Source organism: Streptomyces sp. NPDC001348, from assembly GCF_053597535.1.
Genome location: NZ_JBSFIK010000003.1, coordinates 210,550 through 235,563, shown reverse-complemented (window position 1 = coordinate 235,563; position 25,014 = coordinate 210,550). Strand labels below are relative to the sequence as shown.

The window sequence follows — 25,014 nt, the reverse complement described above, 5'->3', positions numbered from 1 at the left end:
CGTTCATGGAACGACTCGACCGCCCACGCCGGTCGCTGACCGACCTCCATCTCCAGCTCGCCCCGGAAGTCCTCGGTGAGGGACTCCATGCCGCATCCGGTGTGGTGGATGAGGACGATGCTGCGCGTGCCCAGCTTGCGCTGGCTGATGGTGAGGGAGCGGATCACGTCGTCGGTGACCACGCCGCCGGCGTTGCGGATGGTGTGGCAGTCGCCCAGTGCCAGGCCCAGCGCGGCATGGAGGTCGAGGCGGGCGTCCATGCAGGCCACCACGGCGACCCGCAGGACGGGGCGGGCGTCCATGCCGGGGTCGGTGAACGCGGAGGCGTAGCGCTCGTTCGCCTCGACGAGGCGGTCGGTGACCTTGCCGCCGTTCGCTATGGCGCCTTCGGATCCGGTGGGGGCTGTCGAGGAGGTCGTCATAGCCATGACGTTACAAGTCCGCCGCTCGGGTGAGTCATCGTGGCTTGTTGTGAACTAACCCACACGGAGGGCAAACTTGCGCGGAAGGGTGATTCCCCGCGAATTGTGCCCCCACCCGGCGCGCGATACGCGACGCGCAGGCCGGTTGATTGACCGCGAGACACGGTGGACTAAAGTGACGCGAAGCGGGAGGCGACGCTCTCCCTGCTGGACTGATCTTCCCGCGCGGCGCGTACGCACGGCCCGGCCTCCTCCCGCTCCCGGCCGGCTGACGCCTCCGGCGCCGGCAGGCCTCCCCTTCTCGAGCGGGCGGGGACCCGACGGTGCGTACGAGCCGCGCCGCACATGAGAGGCACCCGGAATGAATGGGCGCGAAGCGCTTCCGCAGGAGGGTGGTGGCGGGCGACGGGAGAGCCAGGGCCGGCACGTTCCCGTGATGCTCCAGCGGTGCCTGGACCTGCTCGCGCCCGCCCTCGAGCGACCGGGGGCGGTGGTCGTCGACTGCACCCTCGGGCTCGGTGGCCACAGCGAGGCGCTGCTGACCCGGTTCCCCGAGGCCCGGCTCGTCGCCCTCGACCGGGACAAGGAGGCCCTGCGCCTGTCCGGGGAACGGCTGGCGCCGTACGGGGAGCGGGCCACCCTCGTCCACGCCGTGTACGACGAGCTGCCCGACGTGCTCGACCGGCTCGGCGTCCCACGCGTGCAGGGCGTGCTGTTCGACCTCGGTGTCTCCTCCATGCAACTCGACGAGGCCGACCGCGGCTTCGCCTACGCCCAGGACGCGCCGCTGGACATGCGCATGGACCAGACGACCGGCATGAGCGCCGCCGAGGTCCTCAACACCTACCCGGCCGGCGAACTCGTGCGGATCCTGCGCGCGTACGGCGAGGAGAAGCAGGCCAAGCGGATCGTCGCCGCCGTCGTCCGCGAGCGGGAGAAGGAGCCGTTCAGCACCAGTGCGCGGCTCGTCGAGCTGATCCGGGACGCGCTGCCGCAGGCCGCCAAGCGCACCGGCGGCAACCCCGCCAAGCGCACCTTCCAGGCACTGCGCATCGAGGTCAACGGTGAACTCGCGGTTCTGGAACGGGCGATCCCGGCCGCGGTGAAGGCCCTCGCCGTGGACGGGCGGATCGCCGTCCTGTCGTACCACTCGCTGGAGGACCGCCTGGTCAAGCAGGTGTTCGCGGCCGGTGCCGCCACCACCGCGCCGCCCGGCCTGCCGGTCGTCCCCGAGCGTTACCAGCCACGGCTCAAGCTGCTCACGCGCGGTGCCGAACTTCCCACCGAGGAAGAGGTCGCCGAGAACCGCCGGGCCGCTCCGGCACGGTTGCGCGGCGCCCAGCGCATCAGGGAGGACGTCGAGTGAGCGAGCCGGGTCGGTCGGTTTCCCGGGCGCGGTCGGTCGGCTCCCCGTACGCACCGGAGGGCAAGTGAGCAGGAAACCCGAACTGAGGGGGCGGGCGGCCCGGCTGGCACGGCTCTTCCCGGCCGGTCCGGGGCAGGCGGCGCGCACCCCGTTCGTGCTCCTCGTCGTCCTGCTCCTCGGCGGTGGTCTCATCGGCCTGCTCGTTCTGAACTCCGCACTGAGCGAGGGGTCGTTCAAACTCGACGACCTGCAGAAGCAGACCAAGAACCTCACCGACCAGCAACAGGCCCTCCAGCGGGACATCGACGCCTACTCCGCCCCCGACGCCCTCCAGCGACGCGCCCGCGCACTCGGCATGGTGCCCGGCGGCGACCCGGCGTTCCTCGACCCCGACGGCACCGTCAAGGGCGTCCCCAGCCCGGCCTCCGCCGACGAGCCGGCCGGGCCCGCCGTCCCGCTGACGGCGTCCGTCGCCTCCGGCCCGACGACCCCCGTCCCGGCACCGGCCCGGCCCACCACCTCGGTGCCCGCCGCCCCCCAGGCCGCCACGACCACGACCCCCGGCAGGTGACGGAAGTGTCCGACAGGGAAGCACCGCGCCGCCGTGTGCCCGGCCCGGCCAAGCCGCCCGCGCCGCGCAAGGGGGGCGGTGCCGGACGTCCGGGGCCCGGTCCCCGGCCGGCTCGCCGCCCGAGCGCGGCCGGCCGGCCGCGTCCGTCGGCGCCCCGCACCATCCGGCTCGGCAGCCCGCGCCCCCGCCTGCGCATGGTGAGCCTCGCGCTGACCCTGGTGCTGATCGCCTTCGTGGTCCGCCTGCTCCAGGTCCAGGCCGTCGACGCGAGCGCGTACGCCGCCAAGGCCGAGCAGAACCGCTATGTCGTCCACACCCTGGCCGCCGAGCGCGGTGGGATCACCGACCGCAACGGTGTGGCCCTGGCGATGAGCGAGGACGCGTACGACATCACGGCCGACCCCACGATGTTCAACCGCAAGCAGCTGAAGATCGGCGACGGCCCCGAACAGGCGGCCGCCCTGCTCGCCCCGATCCTCGGACAGGACCAGGCCGACCTGGTGCGCAAGCTGCGGCCCGCGAACAAGAACCTGCGCTACGTGAAGCTGGCGAGCCGCCAGACGCCGCAGGTCTGGAACCAGATCAAGGACCTCAGGTCCGCGCTCACCGAGAAGGCGGCCACGGACCACTCCACCGTGAACGTCCTCGCCGGCGTCTTCGCCGACCCCAGCAGCAAGCGCGTGTACCCCAACGGCGACCTCGCCGCCGGGATACTGGGCTGGGTCAACGCCGACGGCAAGGGCGGCGGCGGTATCGAGCAGCAGCTGAACAAGCAGCTGACCGGCAGGGACGGCAAGGTCCGCTACGCCCAGTCCGGCGGCCGCCAGGTGCCCACGGCGGGCTCCACCGAGACCCCCGCGGTGCCCGGTGCCGACGTCGAGCTCACCATCGACCGCGACATCCAGTGGGCCGCCCAGAACGCCATCACCGACCAGGTGAAGAAGTCCGGGGCGGACCGCGGCTACGTGATCGTCCAGGACACCCGTACCGGCGAGATCCTGGCCATGGCCAACTCGCCCGGCTTCGACCCCAACGACCTGGCCGAGGCCGACGGCGCCGCCATGGGCAACGCCGCCGTCCAGGACGCCTACGAGCCGGGCTCCACCGCCAAGATCATGTCCATGGCCGCCGTGCTGCAGGAGAACGCCGCCACCCCGCTCACCCATGTCGTCGTGCCCAACCGGCTGCACCGCGGCGACCGGCTCTTCTCGGACGACGTCGACCACGCGACCTGGTACCTCACGCTCAACGGCGTACTGGCCAAGTCCAGCAACATCGGCACCATCCTGGCCACCGGCCAGCTCGGCAGGACCCAGCCGCAGGCCAACAAGGTCCTCTACTCCTACCTGCGCAGGTTCGGCATCGGCAGTCCGACCGGGCTCGGCTTCCCCGGCGAGACCAGCGGCATCCTCGCACCCGCCGGCAAGTGGTCGACGTCGCAGCAGTACACGATCCCTTTCGGCCAGGGCTTCTCCCTCAGCGCCATGCAGGCCGCCTCCGTGTACTCGACCATCGCCAACGGCGGCGTCCGGGTCCAGCCGACCCTGGTGCGGGGCGAGAAGGGCGCCGACGGCCGCTTCGCCCCCGCGCCGAAGCCCAAGAAGACCCGGGTGGTCAGCGAGAAGACGGCCAAGACCCTCTCCCGGATGCTGGAGTCGGTCGTGGACGACGAGCAGGGCACCGGCATCAAGGCCCGCATCCCGGGGTACCGGGTGGCCGGCAAGACCGGCACGGCCAACCGTGTGGATCCGGCCACCGGCAAGTACCGCGGCTACACCTCGTCGTTCGCCGGGTTCGCACCCGCGGACAACCCGCGCATCACGGTCTACTGCGCGATCCAGAACGCCACGAAGGGCAGCTACTTCGGCGGTCAGATCTGCGGTCCGATCTACAAGCAGGTCATGGAGTTCGCGCTGAAGACCCTCCAGGTGCCGCCGACCGGTGCCAAGCCCGCGAACCTGCCCGTCGACTTCAAGCCCTGACCAGGAACGATCCCCGTGACAACGATCACTCCCGACCCCGGGAACCCCGATACCTCCGGCCCCTCGCTTCGCTCCCGGGCGGGTGCGCCCGGTACGCTCACCGCCGTGCCACACGCTGATCAGTCCCAAACCACCCAGAAGGGCGCTTCCGTGACATATCCGGGACCGCCGCGACCGGCGCGGGTCTCCGCCACACCCCTCGCGGAACTCGCCGATCAGCTGGGTGTCGAACGACCGGAGGGCGACGCGCGGGTCACCGGCATCACCCATGACTCGCGCGCCGTCCGCCCCGGCGACCTGTACGCCGCCCGCCCCGGTGAGCGGGTGCACGGCGCCGACTTCGTCACCCAGGCCGCCGGCCTCGGCGCCGCCGCCGTGCTGACCGACCCGGCCGGCGCCGAGCGCGCCGCCGCGACCGGTCTGCCGGTCCTCGTCGTGGACGACCCCCGCGGGTGCATGGGGGAGCTGGCGGCCACCATCTACGGCCACCCCGGCCGCGACCTCCTCCAGATCGGCATCACCGGCACCTCCGGCAAGACCACCACCGCCTACCTCGTCGAGGGCGGTCTGAAGACGGCCAGGTCCACCGGCCTGATCGGCACGGTCGAGATGCGGATCGGCGACGAACGCATCAAGTCCGAGCGCACCACGCCCGAAGCGACCGACCTGCAGGCACTGTTCGCCGTCATGCGTGAGCGCGGGGTCGAGGCCGTCGCCATGGAGGTGTCCAGCCACGCACTGGTGCTCGGCCGGGTGGACGGCTGCGTGTTCGACATCGCCGTCTTCACCAACCTCAGCCCGGAGCACATGGAGTTCCACTCCGGCATGGAGGACTACTTCCAGGCGAAGGCCCAGCTCTTCACGCCGCGACGCAGCAGACTCGGCGTGGTCAACACCGACGACGAGTACGGCCGCCGGCTCGCCCGGGAGGCCACCGTCCCGGTGGTCACCTTCTCCGCCGAGGGGCACCCCGACGCCGACTGGCGTGCCGAGGACGTCCACGTCGGCCCGCTGGACTCGACGTTCACCGTGCTCGGTCCGCGGGGCGAGCGGATCGCCGCCAAGTCGCCGCTGCCGGGCCCCTTCAACGTGGCGAACACCCTCGCCGCCATCGTCGCCCTGGCCGCCGCCGGTCTCGACCCGCAGGCCGCGGCCGACGGCGTCGCCGCGGTACCGGGTGTACCGGGCCGTCTGGAGCGGGTGGACGCCGGACAGCCCTACCTCGCGGTCGTCGACTACGCCCACAAGACCGACGCCGTCGAGTCGGTGCTGAAGGCCCTGCGCAAGGTCACCAAGGGCCGTCTGCACGTCGTCCTCGGCTGCGGCGGTGACCGCGACACCACCAAGCGGGCACCGATGGGCGCCGCCGTCGCCCGGCTCGCCGACACGGCCGTACTGACCTCCGACAACCCCCGCTCCGAGGACCCCCTGGCGATCCTGGCCACCATGCTCCAGGGCGCGGCGTCCGTGCCCGCGCACCAGCGCGGCGAGGTGCTCCTCTTCGAGGAGCGGGCCGCCGCGATCGCCGCCGCGGTCGGCCGGGCGCACCCCGGGGACACCGTGCTGGTCGCGGGCAAGGGCCATGAGCAGGGCCAGGACATCGCCGGTGTGATCCGTCCGTTCGACGACCGCCAGGTGCTCCGCGAAGCTATCCAGAAGACCCAGGGATGAACTTGTGATCGCCCTCTCCCTCGCCGAGATCGCAGCAGTCGTCGGCGGGCAGACGCACGACATACCGGATCCGTCCGTCCAGGTCACCGGGCCCGTGGTCCGGGACTCCCGGGAGGCGGTTCCGGGCAGCCTGTTCGTCGCCTTCGTCGGCGAGCGCGTCGACGGTCACGACTTCGCCGCGCAGGTCGTGGCGGCCGGCGCGGTCGCCGTGCTGGCGTCGCGTCCCGTCGGCGTGCCCGCGATCGTCGTCGAGGACGTCCAGAGCGCCCTCGGCGCCCTCGCCCGGCACGTCGTACGCCGGCTCGGTGCGACCCTCGTCGCGCTCACCGGCTCCGCGGGCAAGACCAGCACCAAGGACCTCATCGCCCAGGTGCTCGGGCGCAAGGCGCCGACCGTGTTCACGCCCGGTTCGCTGAACAACGAGATCGGGCTGCCGCTGACCGCTCTGTCCGCCACCGAGGAGACGCGGTTCCTGGTGCTGGAGATGGGCGCCCGCGGCATCGGCCACATCCGCTACCTCACCGAGCTGACCCCGCCGAAGGTGGGGCTCGTGCTCAACGTCGGTTCCGCCCACATCGGCGAGTTCGGCGGCCGCGAGCAGATCGCGCAGGCGAAGGGCGAACTCGTGGAGGCCCTGCCCCCGGCCCGGGACGGCGGGGCCGCGATCCTCAACGCCGACGACCCCCTGGTCCGGGCCATGGCCTCCCGTACCCAGGCGAAGGTGATCCTTTTCGGAGAGTCGGCCGAAGCGGACGTACGCGCCGAGAACGTGCGACTCACGGACAGCGGACAGCCCTCGTTCAGGCTTCACACACCCTCCGGTGCAAGCGATGTGACCATGCGCCTGTACGGTGAGCACCACGTGTCGAACGCGCTCGCCGCGGCCGCCGTCGCCCATGAGCTGGGCATGTCCGCGGAAGAGATCGCCACCGCGCTCTCCGAGGCGGGCTCCCTCTCCCGCTGGCGCATGGAGGTCACCGAGCGCCCGGACGGCGTGACCATCGTCAACGACGCCTACAACGCCAACCCCGAGTCCATGCGGGCCGCTCTTCGCGCGCTCGCGGCCATGGGCCAGGGGCGGCGGACCTGGGCGGTGCTCGGCAAGATGGCCGAGCTCGGGGACGAGGCGCTCGCCGAGCACGACGCGGTCGGGCGGCTGGCCGTCCGGCTCAACGTCAGCAAGCTCGTCGCGGTCGGGGGGATCGAAGCCTCCTGGCTGCAACTGGGCGCATATAACGAGGGTTCGTGGGGTGAGGAGTCGGTGCACGTGTCCGACGCACAGGCGGCGGTCGACCTGTTGCGCAGCGAGTTGCGCCCGGGGGACGTGGTGCTCGTGAAGGCGTCCCGTTCGGTGGGGCTGGAGAGCGTTGCCCAGGCGCTCGTCGAGAGCGGTGCCGAGGGTGAGGTTGCCGCCCGATGATGAACCAGATCCTGTTCTCGGGAGTCATTGGTCTGTTCCTGACGCTGGTCGGCACCCCGCTGCTGATCAAGCTCCTCGCACGCAAGGGGTACGGCCAGTACATCCGTGACGACGGGCCGCGTGAGCACGCCAGCAAGCGCGGTACGCCGACCATGGGCGGTATCGCGTTCATCCTGGCCACCATCGCCGCCTACTTCCTCAGCAAGGTGATCAGCGGCAAGCCGGTGACGTACTCCGGGCTGCTGGTCCTCGGTCTGATGGCGGGCATGGGCCTGGTCGGCTTCCTGGACGACTACATCAAGATCGTCAAGCGGCGTTCGCTGGGTCTGCGGGCCAAGGCGAAGATGGCGGGCCAGCTGATCGTCGGCATCGCCTTCGCGGTGCTGTCGCTGATGTTCTCCGACTCGCGCGGCAACACCCCGGCGTCCACGAAGCTGTCGTTCATCACGGACTTCGGCTGGTCGATCGGTCCGGTGCTGTTCGTGGTCTGGGCGCTGTTCATGATCCTCGCGATGTCGAACGGCGTGAACCTGACGGACGGCCTGGACGGTCTGGCCACCGGTGCCTCCGTGCTCGTCTTCGGTGCCTACACGTTCATCGGCGTCTGGCAGTTCCAGGAGTCCTGCGCCAACGCGCAGACGCTGACCAACCCGCACGCCTGCTACGAGGTGCGCGACCCGCTCGACCTGGCCGTCGTCGCCTCCGCGCTGATGGGCGCCTGCCTCGGCTTCCTGTGGTGGAACACCTCGCCCGCCAAGATCTTCATGGGTGACACCGGTTCGCTCGCCCTGGGCGGCGTCCTCACGGGTCTGGCCATCCTCTCCCGTACGGAGCTGCTGGTGGCCATCATGGGCGGGCTGTTCGTCCTCATCACCATGTCGGTCGTCATCCAGGTCGGCTCCTTCCGGCTCACCGGCAAGCGCGTCTTCCGGATGGCGCCGCTCCAGCACCACTTCGAACTCAAGGGCTGGTCCGAAGTCCTGGTGGTGGTCCGCTTCTGGATCATCCAGGGCATCTGTGTGATTGTCGGACTTGGCCTCTTCTACGCGGGATGGGCAGCAGACAAGTGACCTCCTCGGTGCCTGAAGGATCTTCGGAGTTCCAGGGCAAGCACGTCACCGTCGCCGGGCTCGGTGTCTCCGGCGTCCCGGCGGCCAAGGTGCTGCACGGCCTCGGCGCGCGGGTCACCGTCGTCAACGACGGCGACGACGACCGCGCGCGGACCCAGGCGGCCCAACTGGAGGCACTCGGCGTCACCGTGCGTCTCGGCGACGGCGACTCCCTGCCGGAGGGCACCGAACTCATCGTCACCGCACCCGGCTGGAAGCCGGACAAGCCGCTGTTCACGGCGGCCGCCGAGGCGGGCGTCCCGGTCTGGGGCGACGTCGAACTCGCCTGGCGGCTGCGCGGCCCCGGCGCAGCGCCCTGGCTGGCCGTCACGGGCACCAACGGCAAGACCACCACCGTCCAGATGCTCGCCTCCATCCTCGAGGCGGCGGGACTGCGCACCGCGGCCGTCGGCAACATCGGCGTCTCGCTGCTGGACGCCGTGCTCGGGGACCAGGAGTACGACGTCCTCGCCGTGGAGCTGTCCAGCTACCAGCTGCACTGGGCGCCCTCCCTGCGCGCGCATTCCGCCGCGGTGCTCAACCTCGCCCCCGACCACCTCGACTGGCACGGCTCCATGGAGGCCTACGCCGCCGACAAGGGCCGCATCTACGAGGGCAACCGGGTCGCCTGCGTCTACAACGTCGCCGACAAGCGCACCGAGGACCTGGTGCGCGAGGCGGACGTGGAGGAGGGCTGCCGGGCCATCGGCTTCACCCTCGGCACCCCCGGGCCCTCCCAACTCGGTGTGGTGGACGGCATCCTGGTCGACCGTGCCTTCGTCGAGAACCGGCAGAAGAACGCCCAGGAGCTCGCCGAGGTCTCCGACATCGACCCGCCGGCCCCGCACAACATCGCCAACGCCCTTGCCGCCGCGGCCCTCGCGCGCGCCTTCGGGGTGCCTCCGCAGGCCGTACGGGACGGCCTGCGGGCCTTCACCCCGGACGCGCACCGCATCGCGAAGGTGGCGGAGCTGGAGGGCGTGACGTACGTCGACGACTCGAAGGCCACCAACACCCACGCCGCGGAGGCCTCGTTGGCGGCGTACGAGTCGATCGTGTGGATCGCGGGCGGCCTGGCGAAGGGCGCCACCTTCGACGAACTGGTCGCCAAGTCGGCGAAGCGGCTCCGCGCCGCGGTCCTCATCGGAGCCGACCGTGCCCTGATCCGCGACGCCCTGGCGCGACACGCGCCGGAAGTACCCGTCGTCGACCTCGAACGGACCGACACTGGGGCGATGCTCCAGGCGGTGACGGAAGCCAAGCGGCTGGCGGTCGCCGGCGACACGGTGCTGCTCGCGCCGGCCTGCGCCTCCATGGACATGTTCACCAACTACAACCAGCGCGGTGACGCGTTCGCGGAGGCGGTTCGCGAACTCGGCGCGGGCGCCTGACGACGGGCCCCGTCTCCCGCGGGTGCTTAGGGACCCTTGGAGGGACGCGTGACTCGGATGTGGCTGAAGGTCGGGAGGATCCGGTGATGTCCGGTAGCCGTACGGGCCGGCCTCCGGTCCAGCGGGCCGTGCGGCGGCCCGCGGCCCCCCGGCCGCCCCGCGACAATCCCGTACGGCGGTTCGTCACGCGCGCGCGGAAGGCCTGGGACCGGCCGCTGACCGCCTACTACCTGATCCTCGGCGGCAGTGTGCTGATCACCGTGCTCGGCCTGGTGATGGTCTACTCGGCCTCGCAGATCACCGCGCTGCAGCTGTCGCTGCCGGGGTCGTACTTCTTCCGCAAGCAGTTCCTCGCCGCGGCCATCGGCGGCGTGCTGATGTTCGCCGCCTCCCGGATGCCGGTGAAGCTGCACCGGGCGCTGGCGTACCCGATCCTCGCCGGCGCCGTCTTCCTGATGGCCCTGGTGCAGGTGCCCGGGATAGGGATGGCGGTCAACGGCAACCAGAACTGGATCTCTCTCGGCGGCTCCTTCCAGATCCAGCCCAGCGAGTTCGGCAAGCTGGCGCTGGTGCTCTGGGGCGCCGACCTGATCGCGCGCAAGCACGACCGGAAACTGCTGACCCAGTGGAAGCACATGCTGGTGCCGCTGGTGCCGGTCTCCTTCCTGCTGCTCGGGCTGATCATGCTCGGCGGTGACATGGGCACCGCGATCATCCTCACCGCGATCCTCTTCGGGCTGCTGTGGCTGGCGGGGGCGCCGACCCGGCTGTTCGTCGGTGTGCTGTCGGTCGCCGGCGCGATCGGTGTGCTCCTGATCAAGACCAGCCCCAACCGTATGGCCCGCCTGGCCTGCATCGGCGCCACCGAACCCCGCTCGGGGGTGGCCGACTGCTGGCAGGCCGTGCACGGGATCTACGCCCTGGCCTCCGGCGGGCTCTTCGGCTCCGGGCTGGGCGCGAGTGTGGAAAAATGGGGTCAACTCCCCGAAGCCCACACCGACTTCATCTTCGCCGTCACCGGTGAGGAACTGGGCCTGGCGGGGACGCTGTCGGTGCTCGCCCTCTTCGCGGCTCTAGGCTATGCGGGTATCCGCGTGGCCGGACGCACGGAGGACCCCTTCGTGAGGTACGCCGCGGGAGGCGTGACCACCTGGATCACCGCCCAGGCAGTGATCAACATCGGTGCGGTGCTCGGCCTGCTGCCGATCGCCGGCGTCCCCCTCCCGCTGTTCTCCTACGGAGGGTCGGCCCTGCTGCCGACCATGTTCGCCATCGGGCTGCTGATCGCCTTCGCGCGCGACGAGCCCGCTGCGCGGGCGGCGCTTGCGATGCGGCAACCCCGCTTTGGTAGAAAGCGGGGGGCCGGGGGTCCTCGGGGACCCCGGAGATGGAACACGATGCGACGGCGTGCCTCGGCGGCGCGCTCGTCCGGAGAGCGGTGAATTTCGGTGCATGTCGTACTCGCCGGTGGGGGGACCGCCGGCCACATCGAGCCCGCGCTCGCCCTCGCGGACGCCCTGCGCAGGCAGGACCCGACCGTGGGGATCACGGCCCTTGGCACGGAGCGCGGCCTGGAGACCCGGCTCGTCCCGGAGCGCGGCTACGAACTCGCGCTGATCCCGGCGGTGCCGCTGCCCCGTAAGCCCACCCCCGAGCTGATCACCGTCCCGGGGCGGCTGCGCGGCACGATCAAGGCCGCCGAACAGGTCCTGGAGCGCACCAAGGCGGACGCGGTGGTCGGCTTCGGCGGCTACGTCGCCCTGCCCGGCTACCTCGCCGCCAAGCGTCTCGGCGTGCCCATCGTGATCCACGAGGCGAACGCCCGCCCCGGCCTGGCCAACAAGATCGGCTCCCGCTACGCCGCCCGGGTCGCCGTCTCCACGCCCGACAGCAAGCTGCGCGACGCCCGCTACATCGGCATCCCGCTGCGCCGCTCCATCGCCACCCTGGACCGCGCCGCCGCCCGCCCCGAGGCGCGCGCGATGTTCGGGCTCGACCCGAACCTGCCGACGCTGCTCGTCACCGGCGGCTCGCAGGGCGCACGCCGTCTCAACGAGGTGGTCCAGCAGGTCGCCCCCTGGCTGCAGCAGGCCGGCATCCAGATCCTGCACGCGGTGGGGCCGAAGAACGAACTGCCGCAGGTGCACCAGATGCCGGGAATGCCGCCCTACATCCCGGTAAGTTACCTGGACCGGATGGACCTCGCGTACGCCGCGGCCGACATGATGCTCTGCCGTGCGGGTGCGATGACCGTCGCCGAACTCTCCGCCGTCGGGCTCCCGGCCGCCTACGTTCCGCTGCCCATCGGCAACGGCGAACAGCGGCTGAACGCCCAGCCGGTGGTCAAGGCCGGCGGTGGCCTCCTGGTCGACGACGCGGAACTCACGCCCGAGTGGGTGCAGCAGAACGTCCTGCCCGTGCTCGCCGACCCGCACCGGCTGTACGAGATGTCCCGCGCCGCCAGCGAGTTCGGCCGCCGGGACGCCGACGACCTGCTCGTCGGCATGGTGTACGAGGCGATCGCCTCGCGCCGATAGGACGATATGCACGGAGGGCAGTGAGTGTGGCCGGACCGACGACCGCAGAGCGCGGTGATCGCCAGCAGGAGTCGTCCGGCCCCCCGCCCGGAAGGCGGTTGGGGAAGTTCCACCTGCCCCGCCTTCGTGGGATTGTCGTACTGGCTGCCGCGTTCGTGCTTCTCGTCGCCGGAGTGGTCTGGGCGCTGTACGGCTCCAAGTGGCTGCGGGTGGACCACGTCTCGGTCCAGGGAACCGTGGTTCTGACGCCCGCACAGGTCCAGGAGGCCGCCCGGGTGCCGGTCGGCAAGCCGCTGATCTCCGTCGACACCGACGCCATCGCCGCACGGCTGCGCCGGAAGCTGCCCCGGATCGACGAGGTCGAGGTCGTCCGTTCCTGGCCGCACGGAATCGGGCTGAAAGTAACCGAGCGTGTCCCGGTGCTCCTCATCGGGAAGGGTGGGCGGTTCGTCGAAGTGGACAAGGAAGGTGTCCGCTTCGCCACCGTTTCGCAGGCGCCGAAAGGTGTTCCCGCTCTGGAACTGGACCCGCCCCGGTCCGGTTCGGCCACCGCGAGCCTGCGCCGCTTCGGCGAGGACCGTCTGGTGCGGGAGGCGGTGGACGTGGCGGGTGACATTCCGGCCAACGTTGCGCGGGAGACACGGGCCGTCAAGGTGCGTTCCTACGACGACATCTCGCTGGAGCTGAGCGGCGGGCGCACCGTCGAGTGGGGCAGCGGCGAGAACGGCCGTGCCAAGGCCCGTACGCTCAACGCTCTCATGAAAGCCGCTCCCCGTGCAGGGCACTTCGACGTCAGTGTCCCCACCGCCCCCGCGTCATCGGCGAGTTGACGCACATCCGCGCAGGCCAGCACCCTGGTTGGGCACTGCTATGCCTGATCACATAGGGTGAAAAGAAAAACGGGAGGTTCGGCGTGTTCGTTGAACGTGCGCCACTTGTCGACTTAGTGTCCTGTTCAGAAGACTTCAAGGAACAGACACACTGGTAACCCTAAACTTCAGGGTTAGGGTTCGGGTCGGCGTTCAGGACCGTCCCATTCGGCATCCGTCGTCGGATCTCGAAGCGCACTGCTTCGACGGCCCGGCGACACGTAACTCGAGGCGAGAGGCCTTCGACGTGGCAGCACCGCAGAACTACCTCGCAGTCATCAAAGTCATCGGTGTCGGCGGCGGTGGTGTCAATGCCATCAACCGGATGATCGAGGTCGGTCTCAAGGGCGTCGAGTTCATCGCCATCAACACCGACGCACAGGCGCTGTTGATGAGCGACGCCGACGTCAAGCTCGACGTCGGCCGCGAACTCACCCGCGGACTCGGCGCCGGAGCCAACCCGGCCGTCGGCCGCAAGGCCGCCGAGGATCACCGCGAGGAGATCGAGGAGGTCCTCAAGGGGGCCGACATGGTCTTCGTGACGGCCGGTGAAGGCGGCGGCACCGGCACCGGCGGCGCACCCGTCGTGGCCAACATCGCGCGCTCCCTGGGTGCCCTCACCATCGGTGTGGTCACCCGTCCCTTCACCTTCGAGGGACGGCGCCGCGCCAACCAGGCCGAGGACGGCATCGCCGAACTCCGCGAAGAGGTCGACACCCTCATCGTCATCCCCAACGACCGGCTGCTGTCCATCTCGGACCGCCAGGTCAGCGTGCTCGACGCGTTCAAGTCCGCGGACCAGGTGCTGCTGTCCGGTGTGCAGGGCATCACCGACCTCATCACCACCCCCGGCCTGATCAACCTCGACTTCGCCGACGTCAAGTCGGTCATGTCCGAGGCGGGTTCGGCCCTCATGGGCATCGGCTCGGCCCGCGGCGACGACCGTGCGGTGGCCGCCGCCGAGATGGCGATCTCCTCGCCGCTGCTCGAGGCCTCCATCGACGGCGCCCGGGGTGTCCTGCTCTCCATCTCCGGCGGCTCCGACCTCGGCCTGTTCGAGATCAACGAGGCCGCCCAGCTGGTCAGCGAGGCCGCCCACCCCGAGGCCAACATCATCTTCGGCGCCGTGATCGACGACGCCCTCGGCGACGAGGTCCGGGTCACGGTGATCGCGGCCGGCTTCGACGGGGGCCAGCCCCCGGCCCGCCGGGACAACGTGATCGGCTCGACGTCGTCGTCGTCCTCCGCGCGGCGCGACGAGCCGGCTCCGGTGCGGCAGCCCGAGAGCCGCCCGTCCTTCGGCTCGCTCGGCAGCGTCACGCCCAAGGAGGAGCCGGAGCCCGTGGCCGCCCCCGAGCCGGTGGCCGAGATCCCGGTCGCCCCGCCGGTCCCGCCGGCCCCGCGGACCTACTCGGACAGCGCCGCCGAGGAGCTGGACGTACCGGACTTCCTCAAGTGATGCTCCTGCCGTGATAGGACAGCACGAGATCGTCAGCGGCGCGCACTTCGCCTTCACCGACCGGTGGGGCGGGGTGAGCGCCGTTCCGTACGAGGAGCTCAACCTGGGCGGCGCGGTCGGCGACGACTCCGACGCCGTACGGACCAACCGCGAGCTGGCAGCGAAGTCCCTCGGGCTCGACCCGGCGCACGTGGTCTGGATGAACCAGGTGCACGGGGCGGACGTGGCCGTGGTCGAGGCGCCCTGGAGCGAGGGGCCGGTGCCGGAGGTCGACGCGATCGTCACGGCCCGGCCCGGACTCGCCCTCGCGGTGCTCACCGCCGACTGCACGCCGGTGCTGCTCGCCGACCCGGTCGCCCGGATCGCCGCCGCCGCCCACGCCGGGCGCCCCGGCATGGTCGCCGGGGTGGTTCCCGCCGCCGTACGGGCCATGGTCGAACTCGGTGCCGACCCGGGCCGGATCGTCGCCCGCACCGGACCGGCGGTCTGCGGCCGGTGCTACGAGGTGCCGGAGGCGATGCGCGCCGAGGTGGCCGCGGTCGAGCCGGCGGCGCACGCGGAGACGAGTTGGGGCACCCCGGCGGTCGACGTGAGCGCCGGAGTGCACGCGCAGCTCGAGCGCCTCGGGGTGTGCGACCGGGAGCAGTCGCCGGTGTGCACGCTGGAATCGGGCGATCACTTCTCGTACCGCCGCGACCGCGCCACCGGGCGGCTCGCGGGCTATGTGTGGCTGGACTGATGCGGCATGCCGGACCGTAAGGATGAAATCGCCGGAAACCTGGCGAAGGTGGAGGAGCGCATCGCCGCGGCCTGCTCGGCCGCCGGGCGGGAGCGGGAGGAGGTGACCCTGATCGTGGTCACCAAGACCTATCCGGCGAGCGATGTGCGGATCCTCTCGGGGCTCGGTGTGCGCCACGTCGCCGAGAACCGCGACCAGGACGCGGCCCCCAAGGCCGCCGCTTGCTCGGATCTGCCCCTTTCCTGGCATTTTGTCGGCCAGTTGCAGACCAACAAGGTGCGCTCCGTGGTCGGTTACGCCGATGTCGTTCAGTCCGTGGACCGTCCCAAGCTCGTCACGGCCCTGTCGAGGGAGGCCGTCCGGGCCGGGCGCGAGGTGGGCTGCCTGATCCAGGTCGCGCTCGACGCGGGGGAGGGCGGGCGGGGTGAACGCGGCGGCGTGGCGCCCGGCGGCATCGAGGAGTTGGCCGGCCTGGTCGCCGGCGCCCCGGGGCTGCGGCTCGACGGGCTCATGACCGTAGCGCCGCTCACCGGGGAGTACGCCGGGCGCCAACGGGCCGCTTTCGAGCGGTTGATGGATTTGTCGACCGACCTGCGCCGAGCCCATCCTGCTGCGAACATGGTGTCCGCAGGGATGAGTGCGGACCTCGAGGACGCCGTGGCGGCCGGAGCGACACATGTGCGCATCGGCACCGCGGTACTCGGAGTCCGCCCCAGGCTCGGGTAACGTCGCCAAGAAGTCGGACCACAGCAGAAAATATGGTCAATGTCGCCGGAAGGCGGGCAGAACGACCTCGTGGATCGCAGGCACTTGGCAGTCGTCAGCCGATCCACCACAGAGCGGAGGACTCAGAGCATGGCCGGCGCGATGCGCAAGATGGCGGTCTACCTCGGCCTCGTGGAGGACGATGGGTACGACGGCCGCGGTTTCGACCCCGACGACGACTTCGAGCCCGAACTGGACCCGGAGCCGGAGCGGGACCACCGACGGCACGAGCCGTCGCACCAGTCGCATCAGTCCCAAAGGGACGAATCGGTGCGAGTCGTGCAGCCTCCCGCGCAGCGCGACCCGGTTTCCCATGCCGCTTCGCTCCCCGCGGAATCGAGCCGCCCGGCGCGGATCGCGCCCGTGGCGTCCATCACACAAGAACGTCAATCCCTGGAGAAGAACGCACCGGTGATCATGCCCAAGGTCGTGTCGGAACGAGAGCCTTACCGGATCACCACGCTTCACCCCCGGACCTACAACGAGGCCCGTACCATCGGGGAACACTTCCGTGAGGGCACCCCGGTGATCATGAATCTGACTGAGATGGATGACACAGACGCGAAGCGACTTGTCGACTTTGCGGCCGGTTTGGTGTTTGGTCTTCACGGCAGCATCGAGCGGGTGACGCAGAAGGTGTTCCTGTTGTCTCCTGCTAACGTCGATGTCACGGCGGAGGACAAGGCCCGCATCGCAGAGGGCGGGTTCTTCAACCAGAGCTGAGAAGTACCAGCGGAACGAAGCACGGAGCAGGGGAGAGGGAAGCACAGGCCATGAGCGTGTTCGCGCAGGTGATCTACATCGCGCTGATGGTGTTCCTCATCGTGCTCATCTTCCGGCTGGTCATGGACTACGTCTTCCAGTTCGCCCGCTCGTGGCAACCCGGCAAGGCGATGGTGGTCGTACTGGAGGCCACCTACACTGTCACCGATCCACCGTTGAAGCTTCTGCGGCGGTTCATTCCGCCGCTGCGTCTCGGGGGCGTGGCGCTCGACCTGTCCTTCTTCGTACTGATGATCATCGTCTACGTCCTCATCAACATCGTGGGAAACCTGGTGGGGTGAACGTGGACGAAAGGTCTTGCCGACTGCCGATGACTACGTTGAGGTGAAGAGATGCCGTTGACCCCCGAGGACGTGCGGAACAAGCAGTTCACGACCGTCCGCCTCCGAGAAGGCTATGACGAGGACGAGGTCGATGCCTTCCTCGACGAGGTCGAAGCCGAACTGACCCGTCTGCTCCGCGAGAACGAGGACCTGCGGGCCAAGCTGGCCGCGGCCACGCGCGCGGCCGCGCAGAACCAGCAGAACATGCGCAAGCCCCCCGAGCAGGACCAGCAGCAGGGCGGTATGCAGCAGGGCGGTATGCAGCAGGGAGGCATGCCGCAGCAGGGCGGTATGCAGCAGGGAGGCATGCCGCAGCAGGGCATGCGAGGTCCCGGCGCTCCGGTGCCCGCCGGGATATCGGGCCCGCCGCAGCAGCAGATGGGTGGCCCCATGGGTGGCCCGCCCCAGCTGCCGAGCGGTGCCCCGCAGCTGCCCGCCGGTCCCGGCGGTCAGGGCGGTCCGCAGGGTCCCGGCCCGATGGGTCAGGGTCCGATGGGCCAGGGCCCGATGGGTGGTCAGCCCCCCATGCAGCAGCAGATGGGCGGTCCGATGGGCGGCCCCATGGGCGGTCCGATGGGCGGCCCCGGTCAGGGCCCCGGTGGCGACAGCGCCGCCCGAGTCCTCTCGCTGGCCCAGCAGACCGCCGACCAGGCGATCGCCGAGGCCCGCTCCGAGGCCAACAAGATCGTCGGCGAGGCCCGCAGCCGCGCCGAGGGTCTCGAGCGTGACGCCCGCGCCAAGGCCGACGCGCTCGAGCGGGACGCGCAGGAGAAGCACCGCGTGGCCATGGGCTCCCTGGAGTCCGCGCGCGCCACGCTGGAGCGCAAGGTCGAGGACCTGCGTGGCTTCGAGCGCGAGTACCGCACGCGCCTGAAGTCATACCTCGAGTCCCAGCTGCGTCAGCTGGAGACCCAGGCCGACGACTCCCTGGCCCCGCCGCGCACCCCGGCCACGGCCTCCCTCCCGCCGTCCCCGGCGCCCTCCATGGCACCGGCAGGCGCGAGCGCCCCGTCCTACGGCGGCAACCAGTCCATGGGCGGTGCGCCGAGCCCCGCTGCCCCGTCCTACGGCGGCCAGCAGCAGATGACCCCGGCGATGACCCAGCCGATGGCGCCGGTCCGTCCGCAGGGGCCGTCGCCGATGGGCCAGGCTCCCTCGCCGATGCGCGGGTTCCTGATCGATGAGGACGACAACTGACGGCCGGCACGGTCAGTAGTACGCCGTAGGCGTCGGCAGCGTTCACGGGCGGGGCCCCGGACTTCGGTCCGGGGCCCCGCCCCTTTTACGCGTGTTGACGCCGGTGGGCTCTTCATACCGAAGGCCCGGCCCCACCGGGGGCCGGGCCTTCGGCTTGCCTGCCGGCTACGCCTTGCGCAGGCGGAACGTCAGGCTCAGGCCTTCGTCGGTGAAGGGTTCGCCGTAGCTGTCATCGGCCTCGCCCTGGGCGAAGTCGGTGGCGAGGACCTCGTCGGCGATGAGTCCGGCGTGCTCGGCGAGCGCGGCGATGACCGCCGGGTCCGTGGACGTCCAGCGCAGTGCGATGCGGTCGGCCACGTCCAGCCCGCTGTTCTTGCGGGCCTCCTGGATCAGCCGGATGGCGTCGCGGGCCAGGCCCGCCTGGCGCAGCTCCTCGGTGATCTCCAGGTCGAGGGCGACCGTGGCACCGGAGTCGGACGCCACCGACCAGCCCTCGCGCGGGGTCTCGGTGATGATGACCTCGTCGGGGGCGAGGGCGACCGTCTCCCCCTCGACCTCCACCGACGCCGTGCCCTCACGCAGACCCAGGGACAGGGCGGCGGCGTCGGCCGCGGCGATCGCCTTCGCCACGTCCTGGACGCGCTTGCCGAACCGCTTGCCCAGCGCACGGAAGTTGGCCTTGGCCGTCGTGTCGACCAGCGAGCCGCCGACCTCGCTCAGCGACGCCAGCGCCTCGACGTTCAGCTCCTCGGTGATCTGCGCGTGCAGCTCGGTGTCGAGGGTGTCGAAGCCCGCCACGGCCACCAGCGCCCGCTTGAGCGGCTGGCGCGTCTTCACGCCCGACTCCGCGCGGGTGGCGCGGCCCAGCTCCACCAGGCGGCGGACCAGGACCATCTGCTTCGACAGCTCCGGGTCGATCGCCGACAGGTCCGCCTCGGGCCAGGAGGCCAGGTGGACGGACTCCGGGGCGCCGGGGGTGACCGGCACGACCAGGTCCTGCCAGACCCGCTCGGTGATGAACGGGGTCAGCGGGGCCATCAGCGTGGTGACCGTCTCCACGACCTCGTGCAGGGTGCGCAGCGCCGCCTTGTCGCCCTGCCAGAAGCGGCGCCGGGAGCGGCGGACGTACCAGTTGGAGAGGTCGTCGACGAAGGCCGACAGCAGCTTGCCGGCGCGCTGGGTGTCGTAGGCCTCCAGGGACTGGGTGACCTGGTCGGTCAGTGCGTGCAGTTCGGACAGCAGCCAGCGGTCCAGCACCGGGCGGTCGGCCGGGGCCGGGTCGGCCCCGCTGGGCGCCCAGCCGGACGTACGGGCGTACAGGGCCTGGAAGGCGACCGTGTTCCAGTACGTGAGGAGCGTCTTGCGGACGACCTCCTGGATGGTGCCGTGGCCCACCCGGCGGGCGGCCCAGGGCGAGCCGCCGGCCGCCATGAACCAGCGCACCGCGTCGGCGCCGTGCTGGTCCATGAGCGGGATCGGCTGCAGGGTGTTGCCCAGGTGCTTGGACATTTTGCGGCCGTCCTCGGCGAGGATGTGGCCCAGGCAGACGACGTTCTCGTACGACGACCTGTCGAAGACCAGGGTGCCGACGGCCATGAGGGTGTAGAACCACCCGCGTGTCTGGTCGATGGCCTCGGAGATGAACTGGGCCGGGTACCGGCTCTCGAACAGCTCCTTGTTCTGGTACGGGTAGCCCCACTGGGCGAACGGCATGGAGCCGGAGTCGTACCAGGCGTCGATCACCTCCGGCACGCGCGTGGCCGTCCTCCCGCAGCCCTCGTGCGGGCAGGCGAAGGTGACCTCGTCGATGAACGGGCGGTGCGGGTCCAGCTCCGACTGGTCGGTGCCGGTCAGCTCGGTGAGTTCCGCGCGGGAGCCGACGCAGGTGAGGTGGTTCTCCTCGCAGCGCCAGATCGGCAGCGGGGTGCCCCAGTAGCGGTTGCGGGAGAGCGCCCAGTCGATGTTGTTGTTCAGCCAGTCGCCGAAGCGGCCGTGCTTGACCGTCTCCGGGTGCCAGTTGGTCTTCTCGTTCTCCTGGATCAGGCGGTCCTTGATCGCCGTGGTGCGGATGTACCAGGAGGGCTGCGCGTAGTACAGCAGGGCGGTGTGGCAGCGCCAGCAGTGCGGGTAGCTGTGCTCGTACGCCACGTGCTTGAAGAGCAGACCGCGCGCCTGGAGGTCCTCGGTGAGCTTTTCGTCCGCCTTCTTGAAGAAGACGCCGCCCACCAGCGGTACGTCCTCCTCGAACGTGCCGTCAGGGCGGACGGGGTTCACGACCGGCAGGCCGTACGCGCGGCAGACCTTGAGGTCGTCCTCACCGAACGCGGGGGACTGGTGGACGAGGCCCGTGCCGTCCTCGGTGGTGACGTACTCGGCGTTCACCACGTAGTGGGCGGGCTCCGGGAACTCCACGAGCTCGAACGGGCGCCGGTACGTCCAGCGCTCCATCTCGGCGCCGGTGAAGGTCTGGCCGGTGGTCTCCCAGCCCTCGCCGAGCGCCTTGCCGACGAGCGGCTCGGCGACGACGAGCTTCTCCTCGCCGTCGGTCACGACGACGTACCTGACCTCCGGGTGCGCGGCGACCGCGGTGTTGGAGACCAGCGTCCACGGAGTGGTCGTCCACACCAGGAGCGCGGCCTCGCCGGCGAGCGGGCCGGAGGTGAGCGGGAAACGGACGTACACGGAGGGGTCGACGACCGTCTCGTAGCCCTGCGCGAGCTCGTGGTCGGACAGGCCGGTGCCGCAGCGGGGGCACCAGGGGGCGACGCGGTGGTCCTGGACCAGCAGGCCCTTGCCGAAGATCTCCTTGAGCGACCACCAGACCGACTCGATGTACGCCGGGTCCATGGTGCGGTAGGCGCCCTCCAGGTCCGTCCAGTACCCCATGCGGGTCGTCAGCTCGGAGAAGGCGTCGGTGTGCCGGGTCACCGACTCGCGGCACTTGGCGTTGAACGCGGCGATGCCGTACGCCTCGATGTCCTGCTTGCCGGAGAAGCCGAGCTCCTTCTCGACCTCCAGCTCCACCGGGAGGCCGTGGCAGTCCCAGCCGGCCTTGCGGGCCACGTGGTAGCCGCGCATGGTGCGGAAGCGCGGGAAGACGTCCTTGAAGACGCGGGCCTCGATGTGGTGGGCGCCGGGCATGCCGTTCGCGGTGGGCGGGCCCTCGTAGAACACCCACTCCGGGCGGCCTTCGGACTGCTCCAGGCTCTTGGCGAAGATCTTCTGCTCGCGCCAGAAGTCGAGCACCGCGTGCTCGAGTGCGGGCAGGTCGACCTGGGCGGGTACCTGGCGGTACGTCGGCGCTGTCATCAGCGAGCTTCCTCCAACGGATGTGCTGCCTTCCGTCGGAGGGACGAGAGCCGTATGTGTCACGTGCGCCGGTGCGGCGCGCTCCCGCGGTACCACCCTCCTTGGCCCTCCGTGCGCCGTGCACGCCGGTGAGCCCCCTCATTGAGGTCGCGAAGCCGGTTCTACTGGCCGCGGTGGTGCTGCGGCTTTCTTCCGGCGGCTCCGGGGTGATCTTCACGTCGCGCTCGCCCCCGGGCTTCCACCGTCCCCGGGTCGCTCTGGGCTGCGTACGCCGCTACTCGTCCCCATCCACGCTTTTCGCTCCGCCCAGTGTACGGCGCCGCGACGACAGCGGCAGAACGATTTCGGGTGCGGGGAGGAGGACGATGGGGAAGGGGTGGTATGTCCCGAATGTGACCTGAATGGCGAGGTACGCGTGTTCGGATCCTGTGATGTCCGGCTCGGCGGATTACCCGGCGGGGAGCTGGGCACAACGCATGCATGCTTGCCGCGCGCGGGTCGCGGGGCGGGCGGATCGGGCGGCGTGCCCCGTTGCCGCGGGACTCGAGTCGATTTATCGTCCCAGCACGATTCGCGAGCGAAATCACAATATGTGAAGGGGTCGCGTCCATGGTGGCGAAGAAGACCTCGAGGGGCTCCGCCGGAGGGGCCGCCGAGCAAGGCGTGCGCGGGGCCGGCGGGGCGCGGAAGACCGCGGTGCGCGAGACCGCGGCCGCGGCCACGAAGACGGCGAAGACGGCCACGAAGACGGCGCGTGCGAAGACCCCGGCCGAGAAGACCTCCGCCAAGAGGGCCCCCGCCGAGAAGACGGCGGCCGAGAAGACGGCGGCCGAGAAGACGACCGCCGAGAAGACGACCGCCGAGAAGGCGTCCGCCGGGAAGACCGCCGCCACGAAGGCGACGACCGGGGCCCAGAGCACGAAGGGCGCCACCAGGAAGCCCGCGGCCAGGAAGTCGCCGGCCGAGGGATCCGCCGGCGGCAAGGCGGTGGCCGGGGGCGCGGGCGGCGGCGGGACCACGGCCGCGGAGACCGGGGCCGGGAAGGCTGCGGTCAAGGGTGCCGGCGCGGGGAAGGCTGTCGCGGAGAGGGCGGTGACGGGGACCGCGGGCAAGAGTCGGCGCGGCAAGGGAGCCGGCGCCGGGAGCGGCCGCGCCGGAGCAGTGAGCGGCGGGGGCGAGGCGGCCGCGCGGGCCGCCGGAAGTGAGGCGGGCACCGAGGAGGCGGTGGCCGGGAAAAGTTCGGCCAAGAAGGCGGGCGCGGCGCAGGCCGCGAAGCAGACGGGAGCCACGACGGTGGTTGCGAAGAAGACTCCTGGCACGGCCACGGCGGCGAAGACGGCCGTCCCCAAGGCACGCCTCGCCGCGGTGAAGCCCGGCGAGCTCGCGGTGCGCCCCGGTGAGGACCCCTGGACCTCGGAGGAGGTCGAGGAGGCACGCGCCGAGCTGCAGTCCGAGGAGGCACGGCTCAGCGCCGAGATCACCGCCTCGGAGCAGTCCCTGGTGGGGCTCATGCGGGACTCCGGGGACGGTGCCGGCGACGACCAGGCCGACACCGGCACCAAGAACATCACCCGGGAGCACGAGATGGCGCTGGCAGCCAACGCGCGTGAGATGCTCATCCAGACCGAACACGCCCTGGAACGGCTCGACGCGGGCACGTACGGTCTGTGCGAGAACTGCGGCAACCCGATCGGCAAGGCCCGTATGCAGGCCTTCCCGAGGGCGACCCTGTGCGTGGAGTGCAAGCAGAAGCAGGAGCGCCGGTACTGACCGCTCCCGGGGCCCGCCGGGGCGTGCCGTAGTCTCGTCCGAAGTCAGGTACCTAAGTCGAGGGACTCACGTGGCAGAGGCGGAGCACATCATCGGTACGCCGGACACCCCTGCTGGAACGGGGAACGACGGGACCGCGGCGGCCGCGGCGGCCCCGGCCGAGCGGCCCCGGGGCCGGCGCCGGGTCGCGGTGCTGTTCTCGGTGGCCGCCTTCGCGTACGCCCTCGACCTGGTCAGCAAGCTGATCGTGGTCGCGAAGCTGGAGCACCACCCGTCGGTCCGGGTGCTCGGCGACTGGCTCGAGTTCACCGCCATCCGCAACGCGGGTGCGGCCTTCAGCTTCGGACAGGCCTACACGGTCATCTTCACGGTCATCGCGGCCGCCGTGATCGTGGTGATCGTCCGCCTGGCCCGCAAGCTCTACAGCCTGCCCTGGGCGATCGCGCTGGGCCTGCTGCTGGGCGGCGCCCTCGGCAACCTCACGGACCGGATCTTCCGCGCGCCCGGCATCTTCCAGGGCGAGGTGATCGACTTCATCGCGCCCAAGGGCTTCGCGGTGTTCAACCTGGCCGACTCGGCGATCGTCTGCGGCGGCATCCTGATCGTGCTGCTGTCCTTCCGGGGCCTGGACCCGGACGGCACGGTCCACAAGGACTGAGGGCGGGGCCCCGAGCCTGGGCCGAGTCCTCGTCCACAGGCTCGTTCCGGTCCCGTCCGAACCGTCCGGCATACTCGTCCGGGTGAGCACGCTTCCCGAGATCCGTACCCTGCCCGTACCCGACGGCCTGGAGGGCGAGCGCGTCGACGCCGCCATCTCCCGCATGTTCGGCTTCTCCCGTACCAAGGCGGCGGAACTGGCCGCCGCGGGCAAGGTCCAGGTCGACGGCGCGGTGGTCGGCAAGTCCGAGCGGGTGCACGGCGGCGCCTGGCTCGAGGTCGAGATGCCGCAGGCGCCCGCGCCGGTGCAGGTGGTGGCCGAGCCCGTCGAGGGCATGGAGATCGTGCACGACGACGACGACGTGGTCGTCATCGTCAAGCCGGTGGGCGTGGCCGCGCACCCGTCGCCGGGGTGGACCGGGCCCACCGTCATCGGCGGACTGGCCGCCGCCGGGTACCGGATCTCCACCTCCGGCGCCGCGGAGCGCCAGGGCATCGTGCACCGCCTGGACGTGGGCACGTCCGGCCTGATGGTGGTCGCCAAGTCCGAGTACGCGTACACGTCGCTCAAGCGCCAGTTCAAGGAGCGCACGGTCGACAAGCGCTACCACACGCTCGTCCAGGGCCACCCGGACCCGACCAGCGGCACCATCGACGCCCCCATCGGCCGGCAT

Annotated in this window: 21 protein-coding genes; 19 read left to right on the top strand and 2 right to left on the bottom strand. The window is 70.9% G+C overall.

Features of this window, described 5'->3' with window-relative positions; translation table 11 throughout:
• The coding region (locus ACWC21_RS04610; RefSeq protein ID WP_450878085.1) for a beta-class carbonic anhydrase at positions 1 to 422 on the bottom strand (422 nt) is incomplete at its 3' end.
• Between the two features lie 361 nt (positions 423 to 783).
• On the opposite strand from ACWC21_RS04610, the gene rsmH reads away from it, so the two are divergent.
• From rsmH to ACWC21_RS04530, 16 genes are all read left to right on the top strand, one after another.
• Positions 784 to 1,788, top strand: coding sequence for a 16S rRNA (cytosine(1402)-N(4))-methyltransferase RsmH (gene rsmH, locus ACWC21_RS04605; RefSeq protein ID WP_450878083.1), 1,005 nt, complete (start codon positions 784 to 786; stop codon positions 1,786 to 1,788).
• A 64-nt stretch (positions 1,789 to 1,852) separates the two neighbouring features.
• Positions 1,853 to 2,359 (top strand): septum formation initiator family protein, encoded by a 507-nt coding sequence (locus tag ACWC21_RS04600; protein ID WP_450878081.1) that lies wholly within the window; start codon positions 1,853 to 1,855, stop codon positions 2,357 to 2,359.
• A gap of 5 nt (positions 2,360 to 2,364) precedes the next feature.
• Positions 2,365 to 4,341, top strand: a complete 1,977-nt coding sequence (locus ACWC21_RS04595; RefSeq protein WP_450878078.1) for a peptidoglycan D,D-transpeptidase FtsI family protein — start codon at positions 2,365 to 2,367, stop codon at positions 4,339 to 4,341.
• A gap of 150 nt (positions 4,342 to 4,491) precedes the next feature.
• Positions 4,492 to 6,012, top strand: coding sequence for a UDP-N-acetylmuramoyl-L-alanyl-D-glutamate--2,6-diaminopimelate ligase (locus tag ACWC21_RS04590; RefSeq protein ID WP_450878076.1), 1,521 nt, complete (start codon positions 4,492 to 4,494; stop codon positions 6,010 to 6,012).
• A 4-nt stretch (positions 6,013 to 6,016) separates the two neighbouring features.
• Complete coding sequence (locus ACWC21_RS04585; RefSeq protein ID WP_450878074.1) at positions 6,017 to 7,432, top strand: UDP-N-acetylmuramoyl-tripeptide--D-alanyl-D-alanine ligase; 1,416 nt, start codon at positions 6,017 to 6,019, stop codon at positions 7,430 to 7,432.
• Positions 7,429 to 8,502: a phospho-N-acetylmuramoyl-pentapeptide-transferase gene (mraY, locus tag ACWC21_RS04580; RefSeq protein ID WP_450878072.1), complete on the top strand. Its 1,074-nt coding sequence runs from the start codon at positions 7,429 to 7,431 to the stop codon at positions 8,500 to 8,502. Before ACWC21_RS04585 ends, mraY begins: the two co-directional genes overlap by 4 nt.
• Positions 8,484 to 9,932, top strand: coding sequence for a UDP-N-acetylmuramoyl-L-alanine--D-glutamate ligase (gene murD, locus ACWC21_RS04575; protein WP_450878070.1), 1,449 nt, complete (start codon positions 8,484 to 8,486; stop codon positions 9,930 to 9,932). The genes mraY and murD overlap by 19 nt, the downstream gene beginning before the upstream one ends.
• 86 nt (positions 9,933 to 10,018) lie before the next feature.
• Complete coding sequence (gene ftsW, locus ACWC21_RS04570; protein WP_450878068.1) at positions 10,019 to 11,374, top strand: putative lipid II flippase FtsW; 1,356 nt, start codon at positions 10,019 to 10,021, stop codon at positions 11,372 to 11,374.
• 6 nt (positions 11,375 to 11,380) lie between these two features.
• On the top strand, positions 11,381 to 12,469 hold the full coding sequence (gene murG, locus ACWC21_RS04565; RefSeq protein WP_450878066.1) for an undecaprenyldiphospho-muramoylpentapeptide beta-N-acetylglucosaminyltransferase: 1,089 nt from the start codon (positions 11,381 to 11,383) through the stop codon (positions 12,467 to 12,469).
• 26 nt (positions 12,470 to 12,495) lie between these two features.
• A complete protein-coding gene (locus ACWC21_RS04560) occupies positions 12,496 to 13,299 on the top strand; it encodes a cell division protein FtsQ/DivIB (RefSeq protein WP_450878064.1) in 804 nt (267 codons plus the stop codon).
• Between the two features lie 286 nt (positions 13,300 to 13,585).
• Positions 13,586 to 14,797: a cell division protein FtsZ gene (gene ftsZ / locus ACWC21_RS04555; RefSeq protein WP_450878062.1), complete on the top strand. Its 1,212-nt coding sequence runs from the start codon at positions 13,586 to 13,588 to the stop codon at positions 14,795 to 14,797.
• A 10-nt stretch (positions 14,798 to 14,807) separates the two neighbouring features.
• Positions 14,808 to 15,536 carry a peptidoglycan editing factor PgeF gene (gene pgeF, locus ACWC21_RS04550; RefSeq protein WP_450878060.1) on the top strand — a complete coding sequence of 243 codons (729 nt, stop codon included), beginning with the start codon at positions 14,808 to 14,810 and terminating at the stop codon, positions 15,534 to 15,536.
• Between the two features lie 6 nt (positions 15,537 to 15,542).
• Positions 15,543 to 16,262: a YggS family pyridoxal phosphate-dependent enzyme gene (locus ACWC21_RS04545; protein WP_450878058.1), complete on the top strand. Its 720-nt coding sequence runs from the start codon at positions 15,543 to 15,545 to the stop codon at positions 16,260 to 16,262.
• 129 nt (positions 16,263 to 16,391) lie between these two features.
• On the top strand, positions 16,392 to 17,024 hold the full coding sequence (locus tag ACWC21_RS04540; RefSeq protein WP_388788598.1) for a cell division protein SepF: 633 nt from the start codon (positions 16,392 to 16,394) through the stop codon (positions 17,022 to 17,024).
• 50 nt (positions 17,025 to 17,074) lie between these two features.
• Complete coding sequence (locus ACWC21_RS04535; protein WP_388788601.1) at positions 17,075 to 17,365, top strand: YggT family protein; 291 nt, start codon at positions 17,075 to 17,077, stop codon at positions 17,363 to 17,365.
• A gap of 51 nt (positions 17,366 to 17,416) precedes the next feature.
• A complete protein-coding gene (locus ACWC21_RS04530; RefSeq protein ID WP_450878055.1) occupies positions 17,417 to 18,604 on the top strand; it encodes a DivIVA domain-containing protein in 1,188 nt (395 codons plus the stop codon).
• Positions 18,605 to 18,769: 165 nt separating this feature from the next.
• Here the strand turns inward: ACWC21_RS04530 and ileS are convergent, their stop codons facing one another.
• Positions 18,770 to 21,913, bottom strand: coding sequence for an isoleucine--tRNA ligase (ileS, locus tag ACWC21_RS04525; protein ID WP_450878053.1), 3,144 nt, complete (start codon positions 21,911 to 21,913; stop codon positions 18,770 to 18,772).
• Between the two features lie 609 nt (positions 21,914 to 22,522).
• Between ileS and ACWC21_RS04520 the strand changes: the two genes are divergently transcribed.
• From ACWC21_RS04520 to ACWC21_RS04510, 3 genes are all read left to right on the top strand, one after another.
• Positions 22,523 to 23,683 carry a TraR/DksA C4-type zinc finger protein gene (locus tag ACWC21_RS04520; protein ID WP_450878051.1) on the top strand — a complete coding sequence of 387 codons (1,161 nt, stop codon included), beginning with the start codon at positions 22,523 to 22,525 and terminating at the stop codon, positions 23,681 to 23,683.
• A gap of 70 nt (positions 23,684 to 23,753) precedes the next feature.
• On the top strand, positions 23,754 to 24,341 hold the full coding sequence (gene lspA / locus ACWC21_RS04515) for a signal peptidase II (RefSeq protein WP_450878049.1): 588 nt from the start codon (positions 23,754 to 23,756) through the stop codon (positions 24,339 to 24,341).
• A gap of 82 nt (positions 24,342 to 24,423) precedes the next feature.
• Positions 24,424 to 25,014: pseudouridine synthase (locus tag ACWC21_RS04510; RefSeq protein ID WP_450878047.1), on the top strand; the 591-nt coding region annotated here is incomplete at its 3' end.